This window comes from Acidobacteriota bacterium, assembly GCA_016196065.1.
Classification (GTDB): domain Bacteria; phylum Acidobacteriota; class Terriglobia; order Terriglobales; family Acidobacteriaceae; genus Acidiflorens.
Map to the genome: position 1 here is coordinate 97616 of JACPYL010000001.1, position 23541 is coordinate 121156.

Sequence of the window (23541 nt, forward strand, 5' to 3'; positions counted from 1 at the left end):
AACAGGCTAAGGTTTGCCGCTCATCTCTTCCGCCGCTTTCGCGACGCTTTCAGGCTTGCCCAAATCCCGCCAGTAGTATTCGTCGGCGCGGAAACCCAGAATTTTCTCTCCCTGCGAAGCAAGACGCATGTAAGTGGAGATGATCGAGAACGCGCCCTCTTCGGTCATCATCCCGAGCAGACGCGGTGAGATCACGTGGATGCCAGCGAACGCGAGTGCTCTGGGCCGGTGCGCGTGTTGCACAAGTTCCGGAATCCCGTCTACGCCCGCGCGTCGCCCGCATAACTGTTGCTTTTCATCAAAGAGCAAGTAGCGAGAGGTTGCGCGGTCTTGCACGGCCAACGTTGCCAGAGGCTCATGCTCATCGTGGAACTTCATCATGCGGCCGAGATCGATGGTGCTGACCACGTCCACGTTATGCAGCAGGAAGGGCTCTCTGGAATGGTGAGGATCCTGCTTAAAGAACCATGCTGCTTTCTTCAGGCCTCCGCCGGTGTCGAGCAACAACTCTTCGCGAGAGACTTCGATTCGCATGCCGAAGTTGTCGTTCGCTTTCAGGTAGTCGACAACCATGTCGGCAAAGTGATGGACGTTGACGATGACGTCGCGGATTCCGAAATCGCGCAAACGCTCGAGCGTGATTTCGAGCATGGTGTGGCCAGCGACCTCGACCAGGGCTTTTGGGCGATCGTTGGTCAGCGGACGCAGACGCGTTCCGAGGCCGGCGGCGAGCACCATGGCTCTCATTGGCCAACCTTCTCCAACTCCATCCGTTCCAGTTCACGGTGCTGCAACTGGACTTCGACGCCGCTCCGTCCGCGCAAATGTTTGGCCAGTTTCTCGGCGAGAAATACCGAGCGATGCTGGCCGCCGGTGCAACCGAACGAGACCATCAGATTCTTGAAGCCGCGGCGTTGGTAGGTGTCGACGCTGGCATCGACAAGAGACGTAGCGTTGGCCAGAAATTGGTGGACGCTATCCTGCTGGTTGAGATATTCGATGACTGGAGCATCTCGGCCCGTCAGCGGCTTGAAACGATCTTCGCGGCCGGGATTGGGCAGACTGCGGCCGTCGAAAACAAAGCCGCCGCCATTGCCGATCTCGTCCGCTGGTAAGCCGCGGTGGAACGAAAAGCTGAGAATCCGCACGGTGAGCGGATTTCCCCCCGAGGCCACGCTCTGCAACCGATCGGAGGCGAGCATGCTGTTGAAGGCCTCAAACAGCGTGGGGAGCGCGATCGGCAAGGTCACGTTGTGCAGCAGCCAGCGGACATTCTTCAGTGCATAGGGGACGCTTTGCAGAAAGTGCGTCTTGCGCTCGTAGAATCCGCGGAAGCCGTAGGCACCAAGCGCCTGCATGATGCGGATGTAGACGTAGGCGTAGTAGTGCTGGAGGAATGCGTCCCGATCGAATTCGGTGTATCCGGCGAGGACTTCGAGATAGTGATCGAGCAGCTGCTGGCGCAATTCGGGAGGCAGGTCGGCCTTGGCGTCGTAGAGTAGCGACGCGATGTCATATTGCAGCGCGCCTTTTCGGCCACCCTGATAGTCGAGAAAGAAAGGCTGGCCGTCGCGCAGCATGATGTTGCGCGATTGGAAATCGCGATAGAGAAAATATTCGCGCGGCGCGCTCAACAAGAACTTGGTGAGGCGTCCGAAGTCATCTTCGAGTGACTGCTCGTTGAAGGAAATGCCCGCTAGCCGCAAAAAGTAGTATTTGAAATAGTTCAGGTCCCACGCAATCGATTGCCGGTCGAAACTCCCGCGCGGATAGCACACTTTGTAATTCAAATCGCGACCCGCCTCGACCTGAAAACGCGGCAGCATGGCGACTACTTTGCGATACGCTTCCACTGCCTCCGGAGAAATCTTGTCACCTGTGCGATTTTTCGAAAGGAACTCGAAGAGCGTGGTGTCGCCGAGGTCCTCTTCCAGGTAGGCGCCTTCGTCTAGTGCTTCCGCATAGATTTCCGGCACCGGCAAGCCGAGCCGACGAAAGTGTCTGGAAAACTCGATGAACGCAACATTTTCCTCGCGCACGTTGTAGAGGATGCCGACTGCGGTGGCGCTTCTGTTCGAAAGACGAATGATCTTGCGTCCCGACCCGCCCAGTTCCCCTTGCACCGGCAGCACCCGGTCCGCGGGCGCGTGAAAGCGCCGCTCAAAAAGTTGTTTGAGGATATCCATGAAAACGTGGTGCGCCGAACGGGAGCCGACGACTAAAGATCAAGATAACACTGGAGGAGCTTCGGAGTGGGGCCCGGCATCTGCGATTCTCTGGTCGGGACTAGCTACGGAGCGTGGTTAGAGTGGCGCGCTGTTTCCGGTTCAGTTCTTGGGCCGTCGGTCTCTCTCCGCTTTGTCGAACAGGTACTTGATGCCGCCCAGCACGACGGCAAAGAGCAGGACCGCACTCAATACTCTCCACGTAAACATTTCCCCCTCGGATCTGAGTTGACTTTACTTTGCGCAGGCATCGGACGAAAGATTACGGGGTACTTGTTACGGTGGCATTACGCGCGGGTGAGCCAAGAATGGTCTGGAGACGTAAACCAACGCCAAACCCATCATTTGACAGATCTGAAGGAGAGGCATAGTGTAAGGCGAACATAAGGCGAATACGCGATGCCAGTGTCAGGACTGCCCCTTCTCCCCGACTTCGAAACCGGTTCGAAACTTGTGGGCATTGCGCGTATTGCGGCGGCTGGCGAATCGTTGCGCGAGGGGCACAACGTGGAGTACTTCACGCTCGGCATCCGGTCGCTTCTGTGTCGCATCGTGAGCCAGCGGAAGTTGCCGTTTGCCTGGGCGATCAATCCTTACCGAGGATGTGAGTTTGCCTGCAAGTACTGCTACGCCCGCTACACGCATGAGTTCATGGAACTGCGGGACGGAGTCGACTTCGAGCGCAAGATATTCGTCAAACAGCATGCTGCGCAGTTATTGCGGCAAGAACTGCGCCGAGTGAAGGCAGGCGAAGGCATCGCCATCGGGACGGCAACCGATCCCTATCAGCCGGCGGAACGGCGTTTCGAAGTGACGCGGGCGATTCTTGAAGAGTTGGCGCTGCACTCGGGCCTGTCGGTTGGGATTGTGACCAAATCAAATCTGGTTACGCGCGACGTCGAGTTGCTGCGCAAGGTTGCGCAGAATAACCGCCTGCACGTCAGCGTCACGGTGACGACGGTCGACGCGGACCTGGCTCGGATTTTGGAGCCACGCGCGCCGCGACCTGATCTGCGATTGGAAGCTGTCCGTCAATTAAATCTGGCGGGTGTCGACGCGGGCGTCAATCTGGCGCCGGTCTTGCCGGAGATCACAGATCGGCCCAGCGACCTCGATGCGCTCGTCAAGGCTGCTAGCGAGGCTGGAGCAAAATTCATTTTTTCGGGGCCACTGTTTCTGAAGCCGTGCTCGGCAGCAGTCTTCCTGCCGTTTCTGGAAGAAAACTTCCCTGCTCTGGTTGAGCTTTACCGGAAGCGCTATGCGGACCACGCGTTCCTGCCCAAGGGATATACGGAACGCCTGTCTCGGTTGATCGAGAATCTAAAACAGAAATATGGCATCGGCAAAGGCGATCGCGGAAAACATGAGCGCGCGCGGTACGTTCCGCCTGAGGAGGCGCAATTGCAGTTATTTGGAGGCGCGGGCTGAAAGCATGGTGTGCCCACGCCTTCGCAGCGACGTTACATTCCTCTGACGCCTATAATGTCTTTTCTGCCATGACCTTTCCCCAGCCACCAGGCTCGCCCTCTCGACTGAAATCCGAGGCCAATCGTTTCTGGCAGCGCGTCACGGAAGGGTTGGAAGCCGATCAGCTCTGGTCACAATTCGCCAAGGACGCTCGCTCCAGTTACCGTTTCTATTCTGCGGAGTTGTCCGAACGGGCTGAAGGGCAGTCGGGACCAGCGCACGTGTGGCATGTTGCGAAAGCGCTGTTCTGGGCGGTAATTGAGAAGCTCACTCCCGCGCGACGCGTTCTGCTGTTGGTCGCGCTTGTCCTGCTGTTCCTTCCGTCGGGTGGATTCACGTTTGGAGATCGCGCCGGCCAGGTGCGCGTAATCGCGTTCGACATGCGTCTCTGGGGCGGCCTGCTTTTGCTGATGGTGTTGCTGCTGGAGCTGGCCGACCGGGTCGTCATGAAGCGTGATCTGGAAATCGCCAAAGATATTCAATCGTGGCTGCTGCCCGGTACTCCGTTGCAGCTTCCGGGATACGAAATCGCCTACGCCACGCGTCCCGCGAACACGGTCGCGGGCGACTACTACGACGTCATTGTGAGAGCGGGCTCATCTCCCGCCGATGGCCGAATCCTGTTTGTGATTGCGGACGTCGCTGGAAAAAGCATTCCGGCGGCGATGTTGATGGCGACGTTTCAGGCCAGCCTGAGGACACTTTCGAGCACCGGCATTCCTCTTGCGGAACTGGTGGTGAGTTTGAATCGCTACGCCTGCTCTAACACCCAAGGTGGTGCGCGCTTTACAACTGCCTTTCTCGCCGAACTGAATCCGGCAACCGGGGACCTCGTCTATGTCAACGCCGGGCACAATGCGCCCATGCTGAGAAGAAGCGCGGGAAGCATGGAGCGGCTGGAGACGGGCGGAATCCCGCTGGGAATTTTGCCCGAAGCAACTCACGAAATAGGTTCCACGAACCTCAATTCTGGAGACTGGCTGATCGTGTTCACCGATGGAGTGGTCGAGGCGGTGAATTCCAAGGGTGAAGAATACGAAGAACCCCGGCTGGTTGCAGTCGCTGATTCCGCTGCAACGACTGCGCCTCCAGAGTTTCTGCGCCGACTCCTTGCCAACCTTGATGGGTTCGTCGGCAACACGCCACAGCATGACGATATGACGTGCCTACTGCTGAAAAGAAGCGGGTAGGCTTCTGGCTACTAGCTACTAGCTTTTCCCCCGAAAGAGCGAACAGCTAAAGACCGTTTCTCAACTTCCCGGGATGAGCTCCCGATACATGCGATGAAAGGCGTGGACGCCTTTTTCCTGCTTCACGCTGTAGCGGCCATTGTGATAACTGCGGGAGTGCAGGTTCTTCTGGACGATCTCACAGATGGATATGTCTTCCCGCTGAATCTCGTCACTGAAAGTTACCGACTGGCGGGCTGCTTCGCTGCCCAGGTTCTCCTCCGGCAAATACCATTCGAAGATGGCCAGCGTGCGTTCCGGTTCGAGCGGCAGGATGATATTCAGGGAGAAGTTGTCGGGATAACAGTTCAGCATCCAGTTGGGAAACATCCAGAAATAGTCGGCGGTGAGTTCGTCACTCGCTTCCTGGTAGCGTCGCGGAGTGCTGTCGCCCGGTTGCGCGCCGCGGATCGGACTCCACTGACGCACGTGCTGGGCATAGCTTTCCACGGTGTAGGAGTTGTAATTAAGTTCGCGGTTCAATGCCGGGTGGACGCTGGGCAGATGGTAGCCTTCGAGATAATTGTCCACGTAGGTTTTCCAATTGCACTTCATCTCGTAGGTGCGACGCTCGGAAAACTTCATCTGACGGAAATTGAACTTCTCTGCTTGCGCGGGCAATTCGCCTAGGAATTCAGCCAGGGGCGCCGCTCCGGGATCCAGGTTGACGAATATCAGGTTGAACCATTCTTCCACCTGGACGGGGACCAATCCATGCTCCCGGGGATCAAAATGCTCGACGCCATCGAACTCGGGCGTAACCAGCAAAGCACCGTCGAGGCGATAGGTCCATCCGTGATATCCGCAGCGAAAGAGTTTACGATTGCCGCAACCCACCGCAGGATTGCCGGCCCGATGACGGCAAACATTGTAAAAGGCGCGCAGGATCCCATCTTCTCCGCGCACGATCAAAAGGGGCTCCCCGATCAGGTCAAAGGTGAAGTAGTCGCCGGGTTGCGCGACCTGATGGACGTGGCCAACCAACTGCCACGTGCTGGAGAAGATCCTGCTTTTCTCGTCTTCGAATACTTCCCTGGTGAAATAGCGCGGAGCGTCCAGGGTGGATGCGCGCGCGATATCGCGATCCGGATCCATTTTCAGGTTGGTCATGAGGGTGAGAAACAACATTCTAGCGCGGACATGCGGAAATCCAATCGCGAACACGCCATAATTTGTCAGTCTGAACCACGCGGCATTGTCACATCGAGTAGCCGCACTGTGATCCGGCGTAGGGTACGGTGCGAAAAAGTACCCAAACTGTTGCAATTTCCGTCTTTTTGAACGTTACCAACGTCATGGGGAGCTTGGCCTGCGAGATGCAATAGTCATTGCGGGTGGCCGGCGTGCCATCCCAAACGCCACCGAGAGACGAGGGAACTTGAAGATGCGGAAACAAAAGGGCTTTTCATTAATCGAACTGCTAATCGTAGTAGCTATCATTTTGATCATTGCGGCAATTGCGATCCCGAACTTGCTACGGGCTCGTATCGCGGCCAACGAGGCTTCGGCGGTGTCATCCGTTCGCACCGTAAACACAGCGGAAGTCAGCTATAACTCGGCGTATCCGACGGTGGGCTACTCTGCCACGTTGAACACGCTTGGATCCGGCGGAACCTGCCCGACGCCTCCGACACAAGCGCAAGCGTGCCTGGTGGATGACGTTTTGGCAATCACACACGTCAAGACTGGCTACACGTTCACCTACCAGGTGGTCGCGGGCACCGGACCAAACGTAGGCTATGCGGTCGAGGGCAATCCAACCGCGTTGAACCAGAGTGGTGTTCGCAGTTTCTGTTCTTTCGCAGATGCGGTGATTCGTTTTCAAGCGTCCGGTGGCGGTCTCGTGACCTGCCCCAGCGCGACTCCTCCGCTCCAGTAATACAAGTTCCAGCTTGCGTGGGCGTGGATCACGGGAACATCGGAAGTATCCGATGTTCCCGTTTGTTTTTGGGCTGATTTCGCATGCGGAGGCCACGGCGGCCGTCCCATCTGCCATAAATTGGCATGTGTACACCGTTTCCGGGCAGTCTCGAATCCGAGATTACCTCAGCTGGGGAGATCTGAAGCTCCGGGCGCGCGGACAGCGAAGGGACTTGGACGAGAAGGGACGATACTTTCGTTACTTAAGCCAGTGGCCACTGAGGTGCCATAGTGAGAGTGGCTGGTCATTAAACCAGAAGCGTAAAAACCGGAGACGAGGACACAATTTGAAGATTCAGAAACAGAAGGGCTTTTCTCTTATCGAGTTGCTGATCGTCGTGGCGATCATCCTGATCATCGCGGCTATCGCAATCCCGAACTTGCTGCGCGCTCGCATCGCAGCCAACGAGTCTTCGGCGGTCTCGTCGGTTCGTACCGTCAATACAGCGGAAGTGAGCTATAACTCGGCTTATCCTACGGTCGGCTACTCCGCCACACTCGATGCCTTGGGCTCGGGCGGCACCTGCCCGACTCCTCCCACGCAGGCTCAGGCCTGTTTGGTTGACGATGTTCTGGCGATCACCAAGGTGAAGACTGGCTATACCTTCACGTATCAGGTTGTGGCTGGAACTGGTCCGAACGTCGGCTACGCGATCGAAGGCAATCCGACTGCATTGAACCAGAGCGGCGTGCGCAGCTTCTGCTCGTTTGCAGACGCTGTCATCCGTTTCCAGGCGTCGGGCGGCGGTCTGGTCACTTGCCCGAGCGCTACGCCTCCGCTTCAGTAGTTGAGGTCGTCAACGCAGAGATTCAAACGGGAACACCGGAGCAATCCGGTGTTCCTTTTGTTTTTGCCGGGATTATTAGAACTAGATTGGACGAGACCGAAGGCTGGACGCCCGTTTCCGCCGGTTTAATCCATTGCAAAATCTGCCACAAATTGTCAGCGCCGCTATCCAAAAATGTCATCCCCGGCAGCTTGGCGCATTCCTTGAGGTAACCAATAGTTTGAAAATGGCTTGCAATAATTGGACTTGGTCGCGCGGTGCACTCTTACTTTCGTCACTCCAGCCTCTGGCCCTTTACATGCCATATTGCATGGCGACTGGTAATCAAACCAGGAAAAATTTAACGGGGAGACCTAAGAGATGCGGAAACAGAAGGGTTTTTCACTTATCGAATTGCTGATCGTGGTGGCGATCATCCTGATCATCGCTGCTATCGCGATTCCGAACTTGCTGCGTGCACGTATTGCAGCGAACGAGTCCTCGGCGGTCTCGTCGGTTCGCACCGTCAACACAGCTGAAGTCAGCTATAACTCGGCCTATCCGACCGTGGGCTACTCGGCCACGCTGGACGTTCTTGGCTCCGGCGGCACCTGCCCGACGCCTCCGACCCAGACTCAGGCCTGCTTGGTTGACGACGTTCTCGCCGTCACCAAGGTAAAGACTGGCTACACCTTCACGTATCAGGTTGTTGCTGGAACTGGTCCGAACGTTGGGTACGCTGTTGAAGGCAACCCGACCGCGTTGAACCAGAGCGGCGTGCGCAGCTTCTGCTCGTTCGCAGACGCTGTCATCCGTTTCCAGGCGTCCGGCGGCGGTCTCGTGACCTGCCCCAGCGCTACGCCTCCTCTGCAGTAAGAGGCGACCAACTGGTCTAGGAAAGAGGGACATCGGGTTCGCCCGATGTCCCTTTTGCTTTTTGCGGGAACCTTCAAGCCCGCCCTTCGACACCAGCTACCCCCTTTCCACCACCTGCTGTCACGCAATGACAATTTGTGTCAAACCGGACTTACATAGTGCGTTAGAACGGTCTCATCGACTCACTCCGTCGCCTCTCACAACTTTGATCTAAAGGACTTAGGCGAGTTTGGCGATTACCAATGGGTAGTCCGGATTGGCCCTTGAGGTGCCATAGTCAAGAGTGAGAAACACGAGGTTAGCGGAAGATGCGGCACACCACTACAAAAGGCTTTTCGTTGATCGAATTGTTGATTGTTGTGGCGATCATCCTGATCATCGCAGCGATTGCAATTCCGAATCTGCTGCGGGCACGAATGGCGGCGAATGAATCGTCCGCCGCGGCCGCGATCCGTGCGATCACGTCGGCCGAGACCGGATATTTCAGCGCGTACCCGACCGTGGGATATGCGAACCAGCTTCAGGATCTGGGTCGGACCGAACCCTGCATCCCAGCTCCAACGCATGCCTGCCTGCTGGACGATAACCTGGCCAACGCCGTACCCGGAAGCGGAGGGCACAGCGGCTATTCGTTCCTGGCGACGGGAATCAATCTGGGAGGCACGATCAACAGCGCCTATGTGGCAGGAGCCGCCCCAAACGACCCCAGCATGACCGGAACACGAGATTTTTGCGCACTGGCGGATGGTGCTCTGCACAGCCAGCCGACCGCCGGACCTGCTCCTGCGAACACGATTGGAGTCTGTCAGGCATACGCCATCGCACAATAAAGTTTGGCCTAGTACCTGGGGGAGGGTACAAGCCGGAAATGAGCCTGGAAGAAATTCCAGGCTCTTTTCTTTTTGGAGACGACTCGATACGGAATGGGCTGATCCCTCAATGCCGCTGACTTTCGTAATGCAGGCAAACGCTGCGGAGATTTCATCGCGCCTGGTGCGAACTATAATCACGTCGATGCCGTTCCCGGCATGAATTACCCATGCTCGCCATCGAAACCAACAATCTGGAGAAGACTTACGCCGTTGGGTTCTGGCGCAAGAAACCACGGATTGCACTCCATCCGCTGAACCTGACCGTTCAGGAAGGCGAAGTATTCGGTTTTCTAGGCCCCAACGGTGCCGGGAAAACCACGACTTTGAAACTACTCATGGGCCTGGTTTTTCCGACCAGCGGATCGGCTCGGGTTCTCGGCATGGAAGTCGACGATGTCCGCGTCAAAGCACAAATCGGATTCCTGCCCGAACAGCCCTATTTCTACGATTATCTGACTGCCAGGGAATTGCTGGAATATTACGCCCAGCTTTCGGGTGTGCCGGCAAAAGAACGCGCCACTCGCGTAGACAATATGCTCGCGCGAGTTGGACTCGCGGATGCGGCACGTACGCAATTGCGCAAGTTTTCGAAAGGCATGCTGCAACGCGTGGGACTGGCACAAGCGATCCTCCACGACCCCAAGCTGGTCTTTCTGGATGAGCCCATGTCGGGCCTGGATCCGATGGGCCGGCGCGAAGTCCGCGAACTGATCGAGCAATTGAAGCGGGAAGGAAAAACCGTTTTCTTTTCCACGCACATTCTTTCGGACGCGGAAGCGCTCTGTGATCGCGTGGCGGTGATCCAGAAGGGCGAATTGCGTGGAGTGGGAGCGGTGGCGGATCTGACCAGGCAAGTGCAAGGCAAGATCGAAATCATTTTTACCGGCCGCGCTGTCCCGACCGCGCTGTCGAGTTTAGGGGCTGAAGCTCATGCCAGCGGAGATGTGGTAATCGCGGTGTTGCGGGAAGATCATCAGGATGCAGCACTAGATATCCTACGGCGCGAAAAGCTTCGCCTCATCTCGTTGACTCCAGTGCGCAAATCCCTGGAAGAGTATTACGTACAGAAACTTCAGCCGCAGGAAAGCGGTCGGGGAGTGGGCGCATGAACTCGAGAATCGCTCATATCGCATTCAATACGTTTCGCGAAGCGGTGCGAGACCGCGTTCTCTATAACCTGATTGCCTTCGCGCTTCTACTCTCGGGCGCAGCAATTCTCGTCGGACAGATCTCCATCGACATTGAGCGCCTGGTGGTTGTGAACCTGGGGCTGACAGCCGTGACGCTATTTGGCGTCGTGATCGCGATCTTCATCGGCATCGGACTGGTTTCGAAAGAGATTGAAAAACGGACTCTCTACACCGTGCTCTCACGGCCGGTGCGGCGCTGGGAATTTGTCGTCGGCAAGTTCTTCGGACTCACGGGCACGCTGGTTGTGAACACGTTCTTCATGGCGATCGGAGTGTTCCTGGCGCTGCTCTATGTCGCGCATCACTTCCAACTCAGCGACGTGGGAATTCTGGCGGCTCTGTACTTTATCGTCCTGCAATTTTTCATGGTGTGTTCGCTGGCGCTTCTGTTCTCGTCCTTTTCATCGCCGATGCTGGCGGCGGTTTTCACGTTTGCGCTCTTCGTGATCGGAAATCTTTCCGAAGACTTGCGCGGATTTGCCGCAGTCGCCAAAGGGGTTGGAGGATGGGTGGCGACTACGGTCGGCTATCTGGTTCCTAATTTTTCCGCATTGAATGTAATCAGCCAGGTGGCTCATGGGGAAGCGATCACGGGGCGCCTGATCCTCTACAACAGCGTGTACGCGTTGCTATATTCGGCGATGGCCATCTCGGGAGCGGTGTTGATCTTCCAACGCCGGAATCTGAAATGAACTCGTCACGCCGGGTCACCTTCGTCGCGTCGGCCCTGCTCGTTCTGACTCTCCTGGGCACGGTGGCAACTTTGCGAGCGCTCGATCGCATGCGCCGCGATACTGCGTTTCAGGAAGTTTTGTATGTCAGGTCCCCGAAAGCTCTGCGAAGAATGAGCCTGGGATATACCGGCTTGATGGCGGACCTCTACTGGACGCGCGCCGTTCAATATTTCGGTTACCAGCATCACCAGCACTCGCGCGACTTCCATTTGCTGGCTCCCCTGCTGCAGATTGCGACCCAATTGGATCCCAAACTGCAGCCCGCATACCAGTTCGGCAACAATTTTCTGGCTCCGCAGCCACCGAACGGTGCGGGTCAGCCGGAAGAAGCAATCAGATTGGCGGAGTTCGGAATTCAGAATAATCCGGACAGCTGGAAGCTCTACTACGGGCTAGGATTTATTTACTACACGGAGATGAAGGACTATTCGAAGGCCGCGGAGGCTTTCGCGCGTGGTGCGGAAGTGCCCGGGGCGCATCCCTTCTTGCGGATCCTGGCGGCCCGCATGGCGCAACACGCCGGCGAATTCGAGACGGCTCGCATGTTGTGGACCACGACATACCAGACCAGCACCGACAAAGACATTCAGCGCAACGCCACCGACCATTTGCGCGCTCTGAAGGTGGACGAAGATGTAACGCAACTGGAAAAGCTGGTGAGCGCCTACCGCCAGGAGTTCGGACTATTTCCAGCCAGCATGTACGAACTGGTTCGGGCGGGAATGATTGGCGGAGTTCCGGTTGATCCGACGGGGCACCCCTACGGAGTCATGCCTGACGGCCGGGTGGAAGTGCAGGACCCTGACAGCATTCTCTACATCACCAAGGGGACACCGCTGAATTACGAACCTCCGCAGCCGAAAGCCGAGAAACAGAAGTAAGCTCCAGTTCACTTCCCGGATCGTCCTTAACATCGAACGCGTCGTGATCGAAATCTGACGGCTTCCGAAACAGGTAGTTGAAGCGTCCTTCCGGCCAGTCATGGGGCCAATAGCGGACCAACTCCAGTCCCGCTTCTTCCGCCATGGCAACGAACTCCGAAGGCTCGGCGTAAAACGAAACAGAAGAGCCACTGCGAATGATCATTGGCTTGCCTGTCAGTTTCCAGAAGATCATGCGGCGGGCCATTCCGAGCGCCGCGCGTGTCCCGTATTCTCCGAACAGGTAGGTCAGTGTTTCGCGAACGGTTTCGAACTCCGGTTCGGGCGGCGGCCCAGGCACAAACGGAATCTCGCCCAGATAGACGCGGGCACCGGGCCTTGCGATGCGTTCGATCTCTCGCAAACTTTCTGGGATACGTTCCCTGGGCACGACCAACAACACATTGTTGCAGACCACGACCGATGCGCAGGCATCGGCCACGGGCAGACTGTGCGTGAATCCTTGACGCACCTCCAAGCCGCGGCGGCGCACGAGTGCCGCTTCTTCTTCCGTGGCCAGTAGTCCGATCGCGTTCGCGACTCCTGATTCGTGCGCAAGGCGTAACAAAGTACCATCGCCGCAACCAACGTCGACCAGGTCGTCGGCGGGAGTCAATCCAACTTCACGGATGATTCCAGCATTGACGCGGCGCGTAATTTCGCTGGTGTTCTTGCCGCGCAGGGCGAGATCCCCAACATCGCGAATTCCTTGGGCGACTTCGCGGCAGTACTCCACGTAGTCTTCAGAGCGGGCAATCATTAAGAAAATCTTAGGGGCATTGCTCGATTGGACGAAGTACCGAGACGGGTTCCCTGCCCTGTGTAGGACGGACTTGGCGGGCTGATTTGCTAGCATGCATCGTGTCCAGTTTTCCCCAGCAGCTGTCGAGAGCGATTGCGGAGCGGTGGCGGGAGGAATCCGCGCGCGGCAATTCGCTATCGGCGACCGGCGCGATTCTGCGCGAGCTTTACGGCTTCGTACGCGACTCTACTCCCGAGCGAAGGCGCAGCCGATATGGCGACATGGACTACGACTGGGAACATCGCGTCAACACAACCAGCGGCTCAGTCGGTTGGCAGGAGCGCCTGCTGGGAGTGTTTCATTCAGCCTATCAGCCGACCGATGCCGAAGCATTTCACGAAATGATGGCGGCGTTACCCATCGACTTCGGTGAGTTCACTTTCATCGACATCGGATCCGGCAAAGGGCGCACGTTGTTGATGGCGTCGGCCTATCCGTTTCGAAGAATCATCGGTGTTGAACTCTTGCCGGAACTGCACCGCGCAGCTGCGGAAAACATTGCCGTGTATCGGAATGACGATCAGCGATGCAAGCAGATCGAGTCGCTGTCGGCGGATGCTCGCGAGTTTGAATTTCCTCTCGAGCCACTGGTGGTGTACTTGTTCAATCCGTTGCCGTCCGCCGGTTTAGAGCGCCTTCTCGCAAATCTCGGCGAATCTTTGCAGCACAAACCGCGAGCGGTCTATGTGGTCTACCACAATCCCCTGCTGAAGGAACTGTTGGAAACATGTGCCTGGCTGACGAAGGTTGGGAACACCACCAACTCTGTCATCTACCGCAACAGTGCATTCCCACAAAACCCGCCGTAGAGACGCGGCGTGTCACGTCTCCTTCGCCGACGGCACAAACACTTCGGCGGAGAGTGGGGACGTCCGCGTCTATGCGTGCTGGTTGCATCTAAGATGGAGTGAGCATGACTGCGAAGATTCACTTCGGCGTAACCCTTGTCTCCAAGCGAGCGGCTAATATTTCGGTCCGACTCTTGAGGACCGTGGTGGCCGTTCTTGTTCTGGCTGGGCCTTTGGCGATGCAGGCACAGGACATCCGCCCGATCGCCCGGGCCGTCGACGAGCACTACAACCACCTGCGCAGCCTGCAGACCGACTTTACCGAGATCTATCGCGGAGACGGGGCGGAGCGGACCGAGACGGGAACCCTTTGGCTCAAAAAGCCCCGCAAGATGCGATGGGAATACCGTTCTCCCAAGGAGAAGCTGTTCGTAAGTGACGGGAAGGTCGTCTGGTTTTACCTTCCGGCAGAAAAACAGCTGCGGAAGACGGAGTTCAGAAAACTGGACGACTTGCGGTCCCCAATTGCATTTTTGCTTGGTAAAACCAAACTGGAGAATGAGTTAGCTGGACTTTCAAAGGTAGCAGATCAGGCTCCAATGAATCCAGACAATACTCTTCTCCGCGGTGTACCGAAAGCGATGGCGGAACGGATCAGCGAGGTCCTGCTGGAAGTGACACCGTCGAGCCAGTTGGCTCGAATCGTGTTCACCGAAGTCGATGGGGCATCGACCGAATTTCGCTTTGCGAGTCCGAAGGAGGACTTGGAGATTAGCGATCGCCAGTTCCTGTTCACCCCTCCTCCCGGGGTGGAAACTGTGGAAGGCGAATTGGGGCAGTAGGCGGTCCGGTAGACCGCACAGTTACTTGCGTACCAGAACAGGGTACGGTACGGTAACTGCTTGCGTAATCGAATGTTACACTTGCGGTAAGGCACCGGATCTGGACCGTAATCATGGCTGAATTTCTGGTCAAAGTCGCCGACGAACAAGGCCACCTGCGCCAGCAGGTGGAGCACGGGTATTCCGAGGCCGAGGTACACGACCGCTACACGCAACAGGGATACCTGGTCTACTGGGTAAAGCCCCGCAGCCTGCTCACCCCCGGCGGCATGACCCGGCGCAGCAAGCTAAAAGCGGCCACCTTCTTGATCTTCAATCAACAGTTCTTGACGCTGATGAAGGCGGGCCTGCCGATCCTGGTTTCGCTGGACCTGTTGATCAAGCGGCAGCGCGACAAGTTCCTGCTGCAATTGCTGGAGAACGTCCGCGAACGGGTCAAAGGCGGCGAGCTTCTATCCGACGCTTTTGCTGCCCAACGCGTGTTTCCGAAGATCTATACGACGACCCTGTTGGCGGGCGAGAAGTCTGGCAACATGGAAGAAGTGCTCAGCCGGTATATCGCATACCAGCGGCTGGCACAGACGTTCCGCAAGAAGCTGGCAGTTTCGCTGGTGTATCCGGCGCTCCTGATTTCGGTGGTTTCGGTGATGATGATTTTCCTCGTCACCTATGTGGTCCCGAAGTTTGCCGAACTGTTCAATAACCTGGGGGCCACATTGCCCGCGATCACAGTTTTCATGCTGGCGGTCGGCTTGAACGCGCAAAAGTATGCGTGGGCGATCGTAGTGATTCTGGCGGTCAGCATCCCGCTCTTCTGGCGCTGGAAGCAGAGTGACCGCGGGGCCGAACAGGTCGATAAGATGTTGTTGTCGATCCCCCTGCTGGGCGAGATCCGGCTGAAATACCAGGTGGCGAATTTCTCGAGGATTCTGGCGACGCTGCTGCAAGGTGGCCTGCCGCTGGTTCCGGCGATGGAAACTGCCGGAGCGTCCATGAGCAGCCGGAAGATGTTAAATGGGATCCTGAACGCGACCGAGAGAGTCAAAGAAGGACAGAGCCTGGCGAAGAGCCTGGAGACGGAGAAGATCTTCCCCGACCTGGCGGTAGAAATGCTGGAAGTCGGTGAATCTACAGGCGCACTACCGGCAATGTTGAGTTCGGTGGCGGAGTTTTACGAGGAAGACGTCCAGACTGCGCTAGGTGCGGCCATGGCGTTGATTGAGCCTTTGATTCTGATTGTGATGGCAGTCGTTGTGGGAGGCATATTGATTTCCCTCTATCTGCCGATCTTTACGCTGGGGTCCGGCATCCACTAGGGACTGACCAGCGATTTTGGAAGTACACTGGTAATAAGAATGGCCGAAAAGAAAACCATCGTGGTAAACGGCGGCGCCAATGGCGGAAAGCTTTCGCCAGAGCCGGCACCGACTGCTGGAGATGAGCTCGAGCGAGCTCGCGATATTGCGCGCCGGTACCGCTGCGAATTCATCGATCTGAGCGACTTCCAGTTGCATCACGATCTGTTCGAAAAGATCCCAGTGCATCTGATGTTCCGCTACAACTTCGTCCCGCTGGAAGAAATCGCGGACGGACGTCTGGCCATTGCGATCGCCGATCCCAGCCAGTTGATGATGATCGATGAGATCAGCCTGCTGCTCGGCAAGCGGATCGTCACCAAGGTCTCCACGCTCAAGCAGATTTCAGAAATTCTCAAGAAGACCGAGCAGTCGAAGCGCGTTCTGGAAGACGCCAGTGAAGGCTTCACGCTGGACGTGATCCGCGAAGACGAAGCGGGTAACGACGAAACGATTTCGATCGACAAACTGACCGCGTCGACGGGCGACATGAGCCCGATCATCCGCCTGGTCGATACCACAATCTTTACAGCGTTGCAGCGGCGCGCCAGTGACATTCACATTGAAACCCGCGACGATTCGGTCCTCATCAAGTTCCGTATCGACGGTGTGCTTACACATGCCATGCCGCCGATTGGCAAAGAGCATCACTCGACCATCATTTCCCGCATCAAGGTCATGAGCGAGCTCGACATTTCCGAGCGCCGCGTCCCGCAGGACGGCCGTTTCCGCGTGAAATACAACGGACGCGCCATCGACTTCCGCGTTTCGATCATGCCGTCGATCCACGGTGAAGACGCCGTGCTTCGTGTGCTGGACAAAGAGTCGATGAGCGAGAAGTTTCGCAAGCTCACGCTCGATGTGGTCGGGTTCGACGAACTCGACCTGCGCCGTTTCCGACGCTACATCAAGGAGCCGTACGGGATGGTGCTCGTCACGGGCCCAACCGGTAGCGGTAAGACAACCACACTGTACGCGGCGATCAACGAGATCAAGAGCGACGAAGACAAGATCATCACCATTGAAGATCCGGTTGAATACCAGTTGCGCGGCATTACACAGATTCCGGTCAACGAGAAAAAGGGCCTGACGTTCGCGCGCGGACTGCGGTCGATTCTGCGTCACGATCCTGACAAGATCATGGTGGGCGAAATCCGCGACAACGAAACCGCGCAGATCGCGATCCAGTCGGCGCTGACTGGCCACCTGGTGTTCACCACGGTCCACGCCAACAACGTTGTCGATGTGCTCGGCCGTTTCCTCAACATGGGCGTCGAGCCCTACAACTTCGTGTCGGCTCTGAACTGCATCCTGGCTCAACGACTCGTGCGTTTGATCTGCGATTCGTGCCGTACCGCCGTGCACTATCCAGCGGACGTACTCGAAGCCAGCGGCCTTGATCCGCAGCAGTGGGGACAGGTTCCGCTTTACGAAGGCCAGGGCTGCATTGAGTGCGCGGGCACGGGATTTAAGGGGCGAACCGCAATTCATGAACTTCTGGATTTGACCGATCGCATCCGCGAGATGATTCTGGCCAAGAAGCCAACCTCGGAAATTCGCCGCGGTGCGCGCGAAGAGGGTATGCGTTTCCTGCGAGAATCCGCGCTCGACAAAGTGCGCTCCGGGATGACGACGTTGAAGGAGATCAACAAGGTCACGTTTATCGAGACATTCCGGTAAGGGCAGAGGTTTGAGGTCAGATTGCAGAGGTAAGAATCGTGATTCCGACAGGCTTTGACCTCTGCAATCTGACTTCCGACCTCTAACCTGCCTTTAGGCCATGGCCCGGCACCCTCCGAGGTAACTGTCCTCCGCAGGAATGTCTGGGATATCATCGGGGTAAGGTCAGAGATGAGAGGTCAGATTGCTGAGGTAAAAAACAGATCCTAGGGGTTTTACCTCTGCAATCTGACTTCTGATCTCTAACCTCATGACGACAGGATCGACCAAATTCGGTGCACGACCGGCGCTGGCTTGCGAGATTGCGGCGGACCGCGTTCTGGCTGGACGCTCGGCTGATGCCGGACGAATGGTCGAAATGTGTTCGGCGCAGGAACTCGCCCCGGGTACCGTGGTCCCCGACTTGATCGAACCGAACCTCCGGGATGGCACCGCAATCCGGCAAGCGATCGAGAGTGCTCTCGGTGGTGTGAGTGGACGCTCGCGCGATGTAATCGCCATTCTTCCCGACACAGCAGTTCGCGTAGTGCTGATGGATTTCGAAACGCTGCCTTCCAAGCCCGAAGAAGCGGAAGCGGTGGTCCGGTTCCGGTTAAAGAAGTCTCTTCCCTTCAACCTGGATGACGCACGAGTCTCGTATCACGCGCAGACAGGCGGAACCGGTTTACGCGCCATCGCAGCCGTGGTGTTGAAAAGCGTTTTGCAGGAATACGAATCTGCGTTTCGGGATGCCGGTTACAACCCCGGAGTCGTGATGCCGTCGATGCTTGCAGCCTTGGGCGCGGCGGACGCGGAGAAGCCCACGTTGGTCGTGAAGGTCGATGCGCGTTCTATCGGCATTGCGATTCTCGATCAGGAACAAGTACTACTGTTTCGCACACTGGAGAATGTCCGCGGAATCACGATCAGCGGCGAGCAGTTGGCTGAAGAGGTGTATCCGTCCGTGGTCTTCTTCCAGGATACTTACAACCTGAATATTGACCGGATTTACGTTGCCGGTCTGCCGGAAACGGTTGGGGCCGCACCTGCTTTGAAAGCACAGACCGGTGCGACCGTCGCGGAATTGGTCGCTGCTTCGCAGATCGGAGCCGTCACTGGCTCGGCACCGCGCTGGCGAATGGCTGGCGTCGTAGGAGCGCTGATCGCATAACCATGCGTCTCGACATCAATCTCGCTACTCGACCCTACGAGGATGCCCGCGAATTCTGGGCGCGCTGGGGAATTGGCGTGGGACTGCTCGGATTATTGACTGCGGTACTGCTCGGCTTTGCCGTGCTTGGCTGGGTGAAGGCGGGAAGAGACCGGCAAGCGATCCAGCATCTTCAGCAGCAGATTGCGGACCGCGACCGTGAACGCGCAGCGGCAGAGCAATTGCTGGCACTGGATGCGAACCGCAGCACTCGTGATCAGTCACAATTTCTGAATGAACTGATCCAGCGCAAGGCGTTCTCGTGGACGCGCGTGTTTGAAGATCTGGAAAAGGTGATGCCTTCCAGCCTGCACGTGGTCGCTCTGAAACCGGAATTGAACGATCAAAATCAGCTGGAACTGGAAATGAAAGTGGCAGCCGACAATCGTGCGGGAGCCGTCGACTTGGTCCACCGCATGGAAGGGTCCAAACACTTTCAGGGAGCGCAGTTAGTGCAGGAAGGTTCTTCCGAGAACGGTGCCGGGGTATCGGCCACGATCGTGGCCGTGTATGTTCCCGACGCAGGCAACAGGAGCGGAAAGTAAATGCCGGAATTACAAGGCTCACGCCGCAAACTGCAAATCGCGATCGCGGCCATGGTAGTGGCTGATCTGATCGCAGTGGGAGTTCTGTTTTCGCCGCTGGTTGGCTCGGCGGAATCGCGGCGCGTCACCATGAGCGAACTCTCCCTGGCGCTGCAGCGGAAGACTCGCGAAGTGGAGCCACTCAAGGGTATCGATAAAAAAATCGTCCTCGCGAAAGGCCAGATCGGCCAGTTTTACCAGGACCGGTTTGCGCCACGCGATTCCGATCTTGCGGCGGAACTGGGTAAGCTTGCCTCCGAAAATGGAGTGCGCATTCTGCAGGCGAAGTACAAGCAGGAAGATGCAACCGGCGCTGGGATTGTCCCGACCGAAATTGAGGGCAACTTCTCCGGCGATTACCTGCAACTGGTGCGGTTCATCAATGCTCTCGAACGGTCGAAGCAATTCTTTACCGTCGACAGCATCAGCCTGGCGGGCGAAAGCCAAGGCCCGGTAAAGCTCGAAGTCAAAATGCATAGCTATTTGCGGACAGGTGTTTAAGTGGAACTGGGAACCAAGAATAAGAAAGAAGTGATCGCGCTGATCGTGCTCGGTGTAATCGGGCTGATCACGACTGCGAACTGGCTCCTGTCGTCGCCGGCGAGCGCGCCCGTGGCGGGGCCGCAGGTCGCTTCCGCCAGCGCTCCCAAACCGGCTGTCCGGCGCACTTCTTCAGGAAAACTCGTCAAGGTCACCGAGCCTCGACTTGATCCGACGCTCGATCTTGATCTGCTGCGCCAGAATGAGCAGATTAAGTATGCGGGCAACGCGAGAAACATTTTCGTGGCCGGATCGGTGGCTCCGATGGGTGACGGAACAACGGATCACCCCAAGAAGCACGTGAAAGAGGCGTATGTCCCTCCGACGATACCGCCGCCGCCGCCGATTGAGTTGAAGTTTTTTGGTTTTGCCAGCAAGCCCGGAGAACCGAAGAAAATCTTCCTGTCTCATGGTGAGGATATCTTCATCGCTTCCGAAGGAGACATCGTCAATCGTCGCTATCGCGTTTTGCACATCTCTCCCATGGCCGTGGACATCGAAGACGTGTTGAACAACAACCGGCAGAGCATTCCGCTCACGCAGGGATAATGAAATGCCGTTCTCAGTTCCCAGTTCCCGGTTCTCAGCAACAACTCCCGCGAGGGCGGGGCTGCGAACAGGAAACTGGAGACCGAAAGCTCTATCCACTCGCAATTCTGCCCGCGGCTACATCCTCATCACATTGATGCTGTTCCTGGCTCTGTTCGCAATGGCGGCACTGGCGGTGTTGCCGGATCTCGTGCAGCAGATCAAGCGCGATCGCGAAGAAGAAATGTTGCACCGCGGAACGGAGTACCGGCGAGCCGTCAAGAAGTATTTCCGTAAATTGGGACGGTATCCGGCTCGGGTTGAGGACCTGGAAAGCACCAACCATCTGCGATTTCTGCGCAAGCGGTATAAGGATCCCCTGGTCGCCGGAAATAAGGACTTCAAGTTTGTGCGTGTTGGCGACCCGCTCCTGACCAACCTGGGCATGGGCATGATCGGCATGGGACCAGGTGGGGGGCTTGGACAGATGCCGGGCCCTGGCTCGATGCCGGGACCAGGTCTGAATCCCGGAACCGGACCAACAGGTAACACGCAACGCATGGTGGCGGCCCAGGGCGGTGGCGTTCGGCCTGCCGGTCCGGACGATGCCAACGCTCCGCCGGTCACTGGGTTGCCTGGACAGGAGAATGCAGGCACGACGAACGCCCCCGCTGGTGATGCTGAAAATGCCGCCCCCGGTGATGCGAAGTCCTCGTCAGACTCAGCCGAGCAAGGCAATAACGTTTTCGGTGGTGGCGCGATTCTCGGCGTGGCCAGCACCAGCAAGGCAAAGTCGATCCGCGAATTCAACAAGAAGAATCACTACAACGATTGGCTGTTTGTTTACGATCAGAACTCTGATCGTGGCGGCTTGCTGCAAGGGCCATTGCAAACCGGAGGCACGATGGGTATCCCCGGGGCGATGCAACCGGGCGCTGCTCCCTCTCCAACGGGCCAGAATGCGCGACCGCAGCCCGGGGGACAGCCATCCGGCGACTCAGAGCCTCCTGAAGAGTGATCAAAACGCCCGACAGGGAGGCGATTCGCGGCGCAGGCCTCTTCGCTAAAAACAAGATAGATTCCAGCTTTGAGTGTATGATCGCTCATCCCCCCTGCTGCTGAACACTGTCCCTTACGGAGGTACCTCATGCAAATTTGGAAATCTCATACTCTTCGTTTTGGCGTCTTGCTGTTGCTGACGACGATTCTTGCGGTCTCAGCATCGGCCGTTACGTTCACCAACGCGAGCCTGAAAGGTGGTTACGGTTACTTAATCAACCGATGGACCGCCGACGTGAGCGTGAACCAGAATGCCGTCGTGGGCGTGATGGTATTCGACGGACTTGGCCACATGACCTTTTCGAATACTGCAGTCTTGGGCGGAATCGTCCAGACAGCTTCCGGAAGTGGGACCTACGCGATCAATGCCAATGGCACGGGGACCATCACTTTCACAACAGGATCGAACCCGCCCGTGTTTGCCATTGTGCTCAACTCAAACGCTGCTGGGCAGGCCAACGGGTTCCAGTTATTGACGAAGAACGACAACAACAATCGCATCGAGAGCGGAACCGCCCTGCTGCAGGATACGGCGGCGACCACTTACACCATTGCCAACGTGAAAGGTAGTTTCGGGCTTCTACTCAATACGTGGACAGCTAACTCTTCTGAGCTCGAAGACGGCATTCTTGCTCTCTTGACCTTTGACGGTAAAGGCAAGATCAAGGGGACTTTTTCGGGCGTGAGTAGCGGAGTATTTGAATCGGGGACGGTCACCGGCACGTACACGGTGAACGCCGACGGACACGGCAGCTTCTCGCTCATCGCTTCCGATGGCGCCACACCCACGATTGCCTTTGCACTGAACACTGCCAAGACCGGATTAGCGAAGGGTTTGCAGGTTCTCGAGACCAGCGGCAGCGGCAACTCGGTGCACAGTGGTACGGCGGTAAAACAGTAAGGCTATCCTTTGCGCTTCAAAACGAAGGCCCCGCCTGAGATACGCGGGGCCTTTTCAAAATCAGGATCGGAAACGCCAATCGTTACGCCTGGAAGGACGATCCACAACCGCACGTGCTCTTGACGTTGGGGTTCTCGAACTTGAAGCCCGCGCCCTCCAGAGTTTCCACGTAGTCCACGTTGGCGCCAGCCAGATACATCAGAGAGGTGGCGTCCACAAAAAGCTTCAGGCCGTCCATCTCGAAAACCTTGTCCATCATGCCAGCACCATTCTCAAAAGCCATGGAGTACTGGAATCCAGAGCAGCCGCCGCCTTGCACAGACAGGCGCAATCCCGCTGGGACCGGGGTCTGCGAAGCCATGATTTCCTTTACCTTGGAAACGGCGCTGGGGGTCATGGTAACGGGCGCAGTCTTGGGTTTTGCCTCGGGTACGGTGGTGGTTGCCATCTGGAATATCTCCTTTGAAAGCCTGATTATACCAAACTCTTTTTGGCTGCCGGCAAGGTCTTTCTGACCAAGGTCACTGGCGCGGCACCTGCTGATTAGATGCAACAGCTTGCGGAAGGACGCTCCTCACTTGCCAAACGGGTCTATAATGCTGGGCAGTAGGAGCCTTTCCCGAACCCACGACGCTCCGGGGTGGCACAGAGCTTGGCGCGGCGATAGAGGCGGATTCGGACAGTTGGCTCCATCTCAGGTCCGAGGTGGCGTATGACTCCAATGGTCGGGCTGCTCATCGCGTGGGGAGTTCTAACGACGATTCTCATCGTCCTGATGATCTACAAGAGCACTCTCACCATGCACGAGGACGATTCGATCTTCCTCAGCGAAACAGAATCACAAATGGAAAAAGAGCAAGTCGAGATTCTGAGTAAGGTGAATAAAATCACCCCCATGATCAAAATCTTGGGCGCGGTCTCGGGCTTAATGATCCTGGTCATCGCAGGAATGTTCATCTATCAAGGCTTGATGATGAACTCGGTTCCGCAATAACCCGATCGGAACGGGCAGCGCGGAAGTTCCTGAACGCTCCAACGCCGGGAAAGTTCCGTACGGATTCTCCGAGGCTTGC

General features: G+C 57.0%; 24 protein-coding genes and 1 pseudogene. 20 read left to right on the plus strand and 5 right to left on the minus strand.

All coding sequences use genetic code 11. The features are described from left to right. Window positions 1-6 precede the first annotated feature (6 nt). Window positions 7-747, minus strand: coding sequence for a nucleotidyltransferase family protein (locus tag HY010_00495; GenBank protein ID MBI3474185.1), 741 nt, complete (start codon window positions 745-747; stop codon window positions 7-9). Further along, window positions 744-2186 (minus strand): phosphotransferase, encoded by a 1443-nt coding sequence (locus HY010_00500; protein MBI3474186.1) that lies wholly within the window; start codon window positions 2184-2186, stop codon window positions 744-746. The genes HY010_00495 and HY010_00500 overlap by 4 nt, the downstream gene beginning before the upstream one ends. 438 nt (window positions 2187-2624) lie before the next feature. Between HY010_00500 and HY010_00505 the strand changes: the two genes are divergently transcribed. Both HY010_00505 and HY010_00510 read left to right on the plus strand, forming a co-directional pair. Continuing rightward, window positions 2625-3653, plus strand: coding sequence for a radical SAM protein (locus HY010_00505; GenBank protein ID MBI3474187.1), 1029 nt, complete (start codon window positions 2625-2627; stop codon window positions 3651-3653). 68 nt (window positions 3654-3721) lie between these two features. Beyond that, window positions 3722-4882: a serine/threonine-protein phosphatase gene (locus HY010_00510; protein ID MBI3474188.1), complete on the plus strand. Its 1161-nt coding sequence runs from the start codon at window positions 3722-3724 to the stop codon at window positions 4880-4882. 60 nt (window positions 4883-4942) lie between these two features. Here HY010_00510 and HY010_00515 read toward each other — a convergent pair whose 3' ends face one another. Beyond that, complete coding sequence (locus HY010_00515; GenBank protein MBI3474189.1) at window positions 4943-6031, minus strand: aromatic ring-hydroxylating dioxygenase subunit alpha; 1089 nt, start codon at window positions 6029-6031, stop codon at window positions 4943-4945. A gap of 274 nt (window positions 6032-6305) precedes the next feature. Between HY010_00515 and HY010_00520 the strand changes: the two genes are divergently transcribed. From HY010_00520 to HY010_00550, 7 genes and pseudogenes are all read left to right on the plus strand, one after another. Beyond that, window positions 6306-6800 carry a prepilin-type N-terminal cleavage/methylation domain-containing protein gene (locus HY010_00520; GenBank protein MBI3474190.1) on the plus strand — a complete coding sequence of 165 codons (495 nt, stop codon included), beginning with the start codon at window positions 6306-6308 and terminating at the stop codon, window positions 6798-6800. 334 nt (window positions 6801-7134) lie between these two features. Continuing rightward, window positions 7135-7629, plus strand: coding sequence for a prepilin-type N-terminal cleavage/methylation domain-containing protein (locus HY010_00525; protein MBI3474191.1), 495 nt, complete (start codon window positions 7135-7137; stop codon window positions 7627-7629). Between the two features lie 360 nt (window positions 7630-7989). Then, window positions 7990-8484, plus strand: a complete 495-nt coding sequence (locus HY010_00530) for a prepilin-type N-terminal cleavage/methylation domain-containing protein (GenBank protein ID MBI3474192.1) — start codon at window positions 7990-7992, stop codon at window positions 8482-8484. 308 nt (window positions 8485-8792) lie between these two features. Beyond that, window positions 8793-8882: pseudogene (locus tag HY010_00535) on the plus strand (prepilin-type N-terminal cleavage/methylation domain-containing protein). 641 nt (window positions 8883-9523) lie between these two features. Next, on the plus strand, window positions 9524-10465 hold the full coding sequence (locus HY010_00540) for an ABC transporter ATP-binding protein (protein MBI3474193.1): 942 nt from the start codon (window positions 9524-9526) through the stop codon (window positions 10463-10465). Next, the gene (locus HY010_00545) at window positions 10462-11238 is read left to right on the plus strand and encodes an ABC transporter permease subunit (protein MBI3474194.1); all 777 of its coding nucleotides are present in this window, start codon (window positions 10462-10464) and stop codon (window positions 11236-11238) included. The genes HY010_00540 and HY010_00545 overlap by 4 nt, the downstream gene beginning before the upstream one ends. Continuing rightward, window positions 11235-12161 carry a hypothetical protein gene (locus tag HY010_00550; GenBank protein ID MBI3474195.1) on the plus strand — a complete coding sequence of 309 codons (927 nt, stop codon included), beginning with the start codon at window positions 11235-11237 and terminating at the stop codon, window positions 12159-12161. The genes HY010_00545 and HY010_00550 overlap by 4 nt, the downstream gene beginning before the upstream one ends. On the opposite strand, the gene HY010_00555 is transcribed toward HY010_00550, so the two are convergent. Then, complete coding sequence (locus HY010_00555; GenBank protein MBI3474196.1) at window positions 12100-12960, minus strand: methyltransferase domain-containing protein; 861 nt, start codon at window positions 12958-12960, stop codon at window positions 12100-12102. The genes HY010_00550 and HY010_00555 overlap by 62 nt on opposite strands. Before the next feature lie 101 nt (window positions 12961-13061). Here HY010_00555 and HY010_00560 point away from each other — a divergent pair, with 101 nt between their 5' ends. From HY010_00560 to HY010_00605, 10 genes are all read left to right on the plus strand, one after another. Continuing rightward, window positions 13062-13811 carry a class I SAM-dependent methyltransferase gene (locus HY010_00560; GenBank protein MBI3474197.1) on the plus strand — a complete coding sequence of 250 codons (750 nt, stop codon included), beginning with the start codon at window positions 13062-13064 and terminating at the stop codon, window positions 13809-13811. A 104-nt stretch (window positions 13812-13915) separates the two neighbouring features. Continuing rightward, on the plus strand, window positions 13916-14632 hold the full coding sequence (locus HY010_00565; protein ID MBI3474198.1) for an outer membrane lipoprotein carrier protein LolA: 717 nt from the start codon (window positions 13916-13918) through the stop codon (window positions 14630-14632). Between the two features lie 113 nt (window positions 14633-14745). Continuing rightward, window positions 14746-15948: a type II secretion system F family protein gene (locus HY010_00570; GenBank protein ID MBI3474199.1), complete on the plus strand. Its 1203-nt coding sequence runs from the start codon at window positions 14746-14748 to the stop codon at window positions 15946-15948. Between the two features lie 39 nt (window positions 15949-15987). Further along, on the plus strand, window positions 15988-17667 hold the full coding sequence (locus tag HY010_00575; GenBank protein ID MBI3474200.1) for a type II/IV secretion system protein: 1680 nt from the start codon (window positions 15988-15990) through the stop codon (window positions 17665-17667). Between the two features lie 250 nt (window positions 17668-17917). After that, window positions 17918-18817: a hypothetical protein gene (locus HY010_00580; GenBank protein MBI3474201.1), complete on the plus strand. Its 900-nt coding sequence runs from the start codon at window positions 17918-17920 to the stop codon at window positions 18815-18817. A 2-nt stretch (window positions 18818-18819) separates the two neighbouring features. Next, on the plus strand, window positions 18820-19401 hold the full coding sequence (locus HY010_00585) for a hypothetical protein (GenBank protein ID MBI3474202.1): 582 nt from the start codon (window positions 18820-18822) through the stop codon (window positions 19399-19401). Next, window positions 19402-19941, plus strand: coding sequence for a hypothetical protein (locus HY010_00590; protein MBI3474203.1), 540 nt, complete (start codon window positions 19402-19404; stop codon window positions 19939-19941). It begins immediately after the preceding gene. Continuing rightward, window positions 19942-20529 (plus strand): hypothetical protein, encoded by a 588-nt coding sequence (locus tag HY010_00595; GenBank protein MBI3474204.1) that lies wholly within the window; start codon window positions 19942-19944, stop codon window positions 20527-20529. A gap of 4 nt (window positions 20530-20533) precedes the next feature. Beyond that, the gene (locus HY010_00600) at window positions 20534-21526 is read left to right on the plus strand and encodes a hypothetical protein (GenBank protein MBI3474205.1); all 993 of its coding nucleotides are present in this window, start codon (window positions 20534-20536) and stop codon (window positions 21524-21526) included. Window positions 21527-21655: 129 nt separating this feature from the next. Next, window positions 21656-22468, plus strand: a complete 813-nt coding sequence (locus HY010_00605; protein ID MBI3474206.1) for a hypothetical protein — start codon at window positions 21656-21658, stop codon at window positions 22466-22468. Window positions 22469-22550: 82 nt separating this feature from the next. Here HY010_00605 and erpA read toward each other — a convergent pair whose 3' ends face one another. Then, entirely contained in the window at window positions 22551-22916 is a 366-nt protein-coding gene (erpA, locus tag HY010_00610; GenBank protein ID MBI3474207.1) for an iron-sulfur cluster insertion protein ErpA, read from the minus strand. A 264-nt stretch (window positions 22917-23180) separates the two neighbouring features. Between erpA and HY010_00615 the strand changes: the two genes are divergently transcribed. Next, window positions 23181-23462, plus strand: coding sequence for a hypothetical protein (locus HY010_00615; GenBank protein MBI3474208.1), 282 nt, complete (start codon window positions 23181-23183; stop codon window positions 23460-23462). The last annotated feature ends 79 nt before the right edge of the window (window positions 23463-23541 follow it).

Coding starts and splice junctions, on each gene's coding strand:
- HY010_00495 (MBI3474185.1), bottom strand. CDS start 747: ATGAGAGCCATGGTGCTCGCCGCCGGCCTCGGAACGCGTCTGCGTCCG.
- HY010_00500 (MBI3474186.1), bottom strand. CDS start 2,186: ATGGATATCCTCAAACAACTTTTTGAGCGGCGCTTTCACGCGCCCGCG.
- HY010_00505 (MBI3474187.1), top strand. CDS start 2,625: ATGCCAGTGTCAGGACTGCCCCTTCTCCCCGACTTCGAAACCGGTTCG.
- HY010_00510 (MBI3474188.1), top strand. CDS start 3,722: ATGACCTTTCCCCAGCCACCAGGCTCGCCCTCTCGACTGAAATCCGAG.
- HY010_00515 (MBI3474189.1), bottom strand. CDS start 6,031: ATGACCAACCTGAAAATGGATCCGGATCGCGATATCGCGCGCGCATCC.
- HY010_00520 (MBI3474190.1), top strand. CDS start 6,306: ATGCGGAAACAAAAGGGCTTTTCATTAATCGAACTGCTAATCGTAGTA.
- HY010_00530 (MBI3474192.1), top strand. CDS start 7,990: ATGCGGAAACAGAAGGGTTTTTCACTTATCGAATTGCTGATCGTGGTG.
- HY010_00540 (MBI3474193.1), top strand. CDS start 9,524: ATGCTCGCCATCGAAACCAACAATCTGGAGAAGACTTACGCCGTTGGG.
- HY010_00545 (MBI3474194.1), top strand. CDS start 10,462: ATGAACTCGAGAATCGCTCATATCGCATTCAATACGTTTCGCGAAGCG.
- HY010_00550 (MBI3474195.1), top strand. CDS start 11,235: ATGAACTCGTCACGCCGGGTCACCTTCGTCGCGTCGGCCCTGCTCGTT.
- HY010_00555 (MBI3474196.1), bottom strand. CDS start 12,960: ATGATTGCCCGCTCTGAAGACTACGTGGAGTACTGCCGCGAAGTCGCC.
- HY010_00565 (MBI3474198.1), top strand. CDS start 13,916: ATGACTGCGAAGATTCACTTCGGCGTAACCCTTGTCTCCAAGCGAGCG.
- HY010_00570 (MBI3474199.1), top strand. CDS start 14,746: ATGGCTGAATTTCTGGTCAAAGTCGCCGACGAACAAGGCCACCTGCGC.
- HY010_00575 (MBI3474200.1), top strand. CDS start 15,988: ATGGCCGAAAAGAAAACCATCGTGGTAAACGGCGGCGCCAATGGCGGA.
- HY010_00580 (MBI3474201.1), top strand. CDS start 17,918: ATGACGACAGGATCGACCAAATTCGGTGCACGACCGGCGCTGGCTTGC.
- HY010_00585 (MBI3474202.1), top strand. CDS start 18,820: ATGCGTCTCGACATCAATCTCGCTACTCGACCCTACGAGGATGCCCGC.
- HY010_00590 (MBI3474203.1), top strand. CDS start 19,402: ATGCCGGAATTACAAGGCTCACGCCGCAAACTGCAAATCGCGATCGCG.
- HY010_00600 (MBI3474205.1), top strand. CDS start 20,534: ATGCCGTTCTCAGTTCCCAGTTCCCGGTTCTCAGCAACAACTCCCGCG.
- HY010_00605 (MBI3474206.1), top strand. CDS start 21,656: ATGCAAATTTGGAAATCTCATACTCTTCGTTTTGGCGTCTTGCTGTTG.
- erpA (MBI3474207.1), bottom strand. CDS start 22,916: ATGGCAACCACCACCGTACCCGAGGCAAAACCCAAGACTGCGCCCGTT.
- HY010_00615 (MBI3474208.1), top strand. CDS start 23,181: ATGACTCCAATGGTCGGGCTGCTCATCGCGTGGGGAGTTCTAACGACG.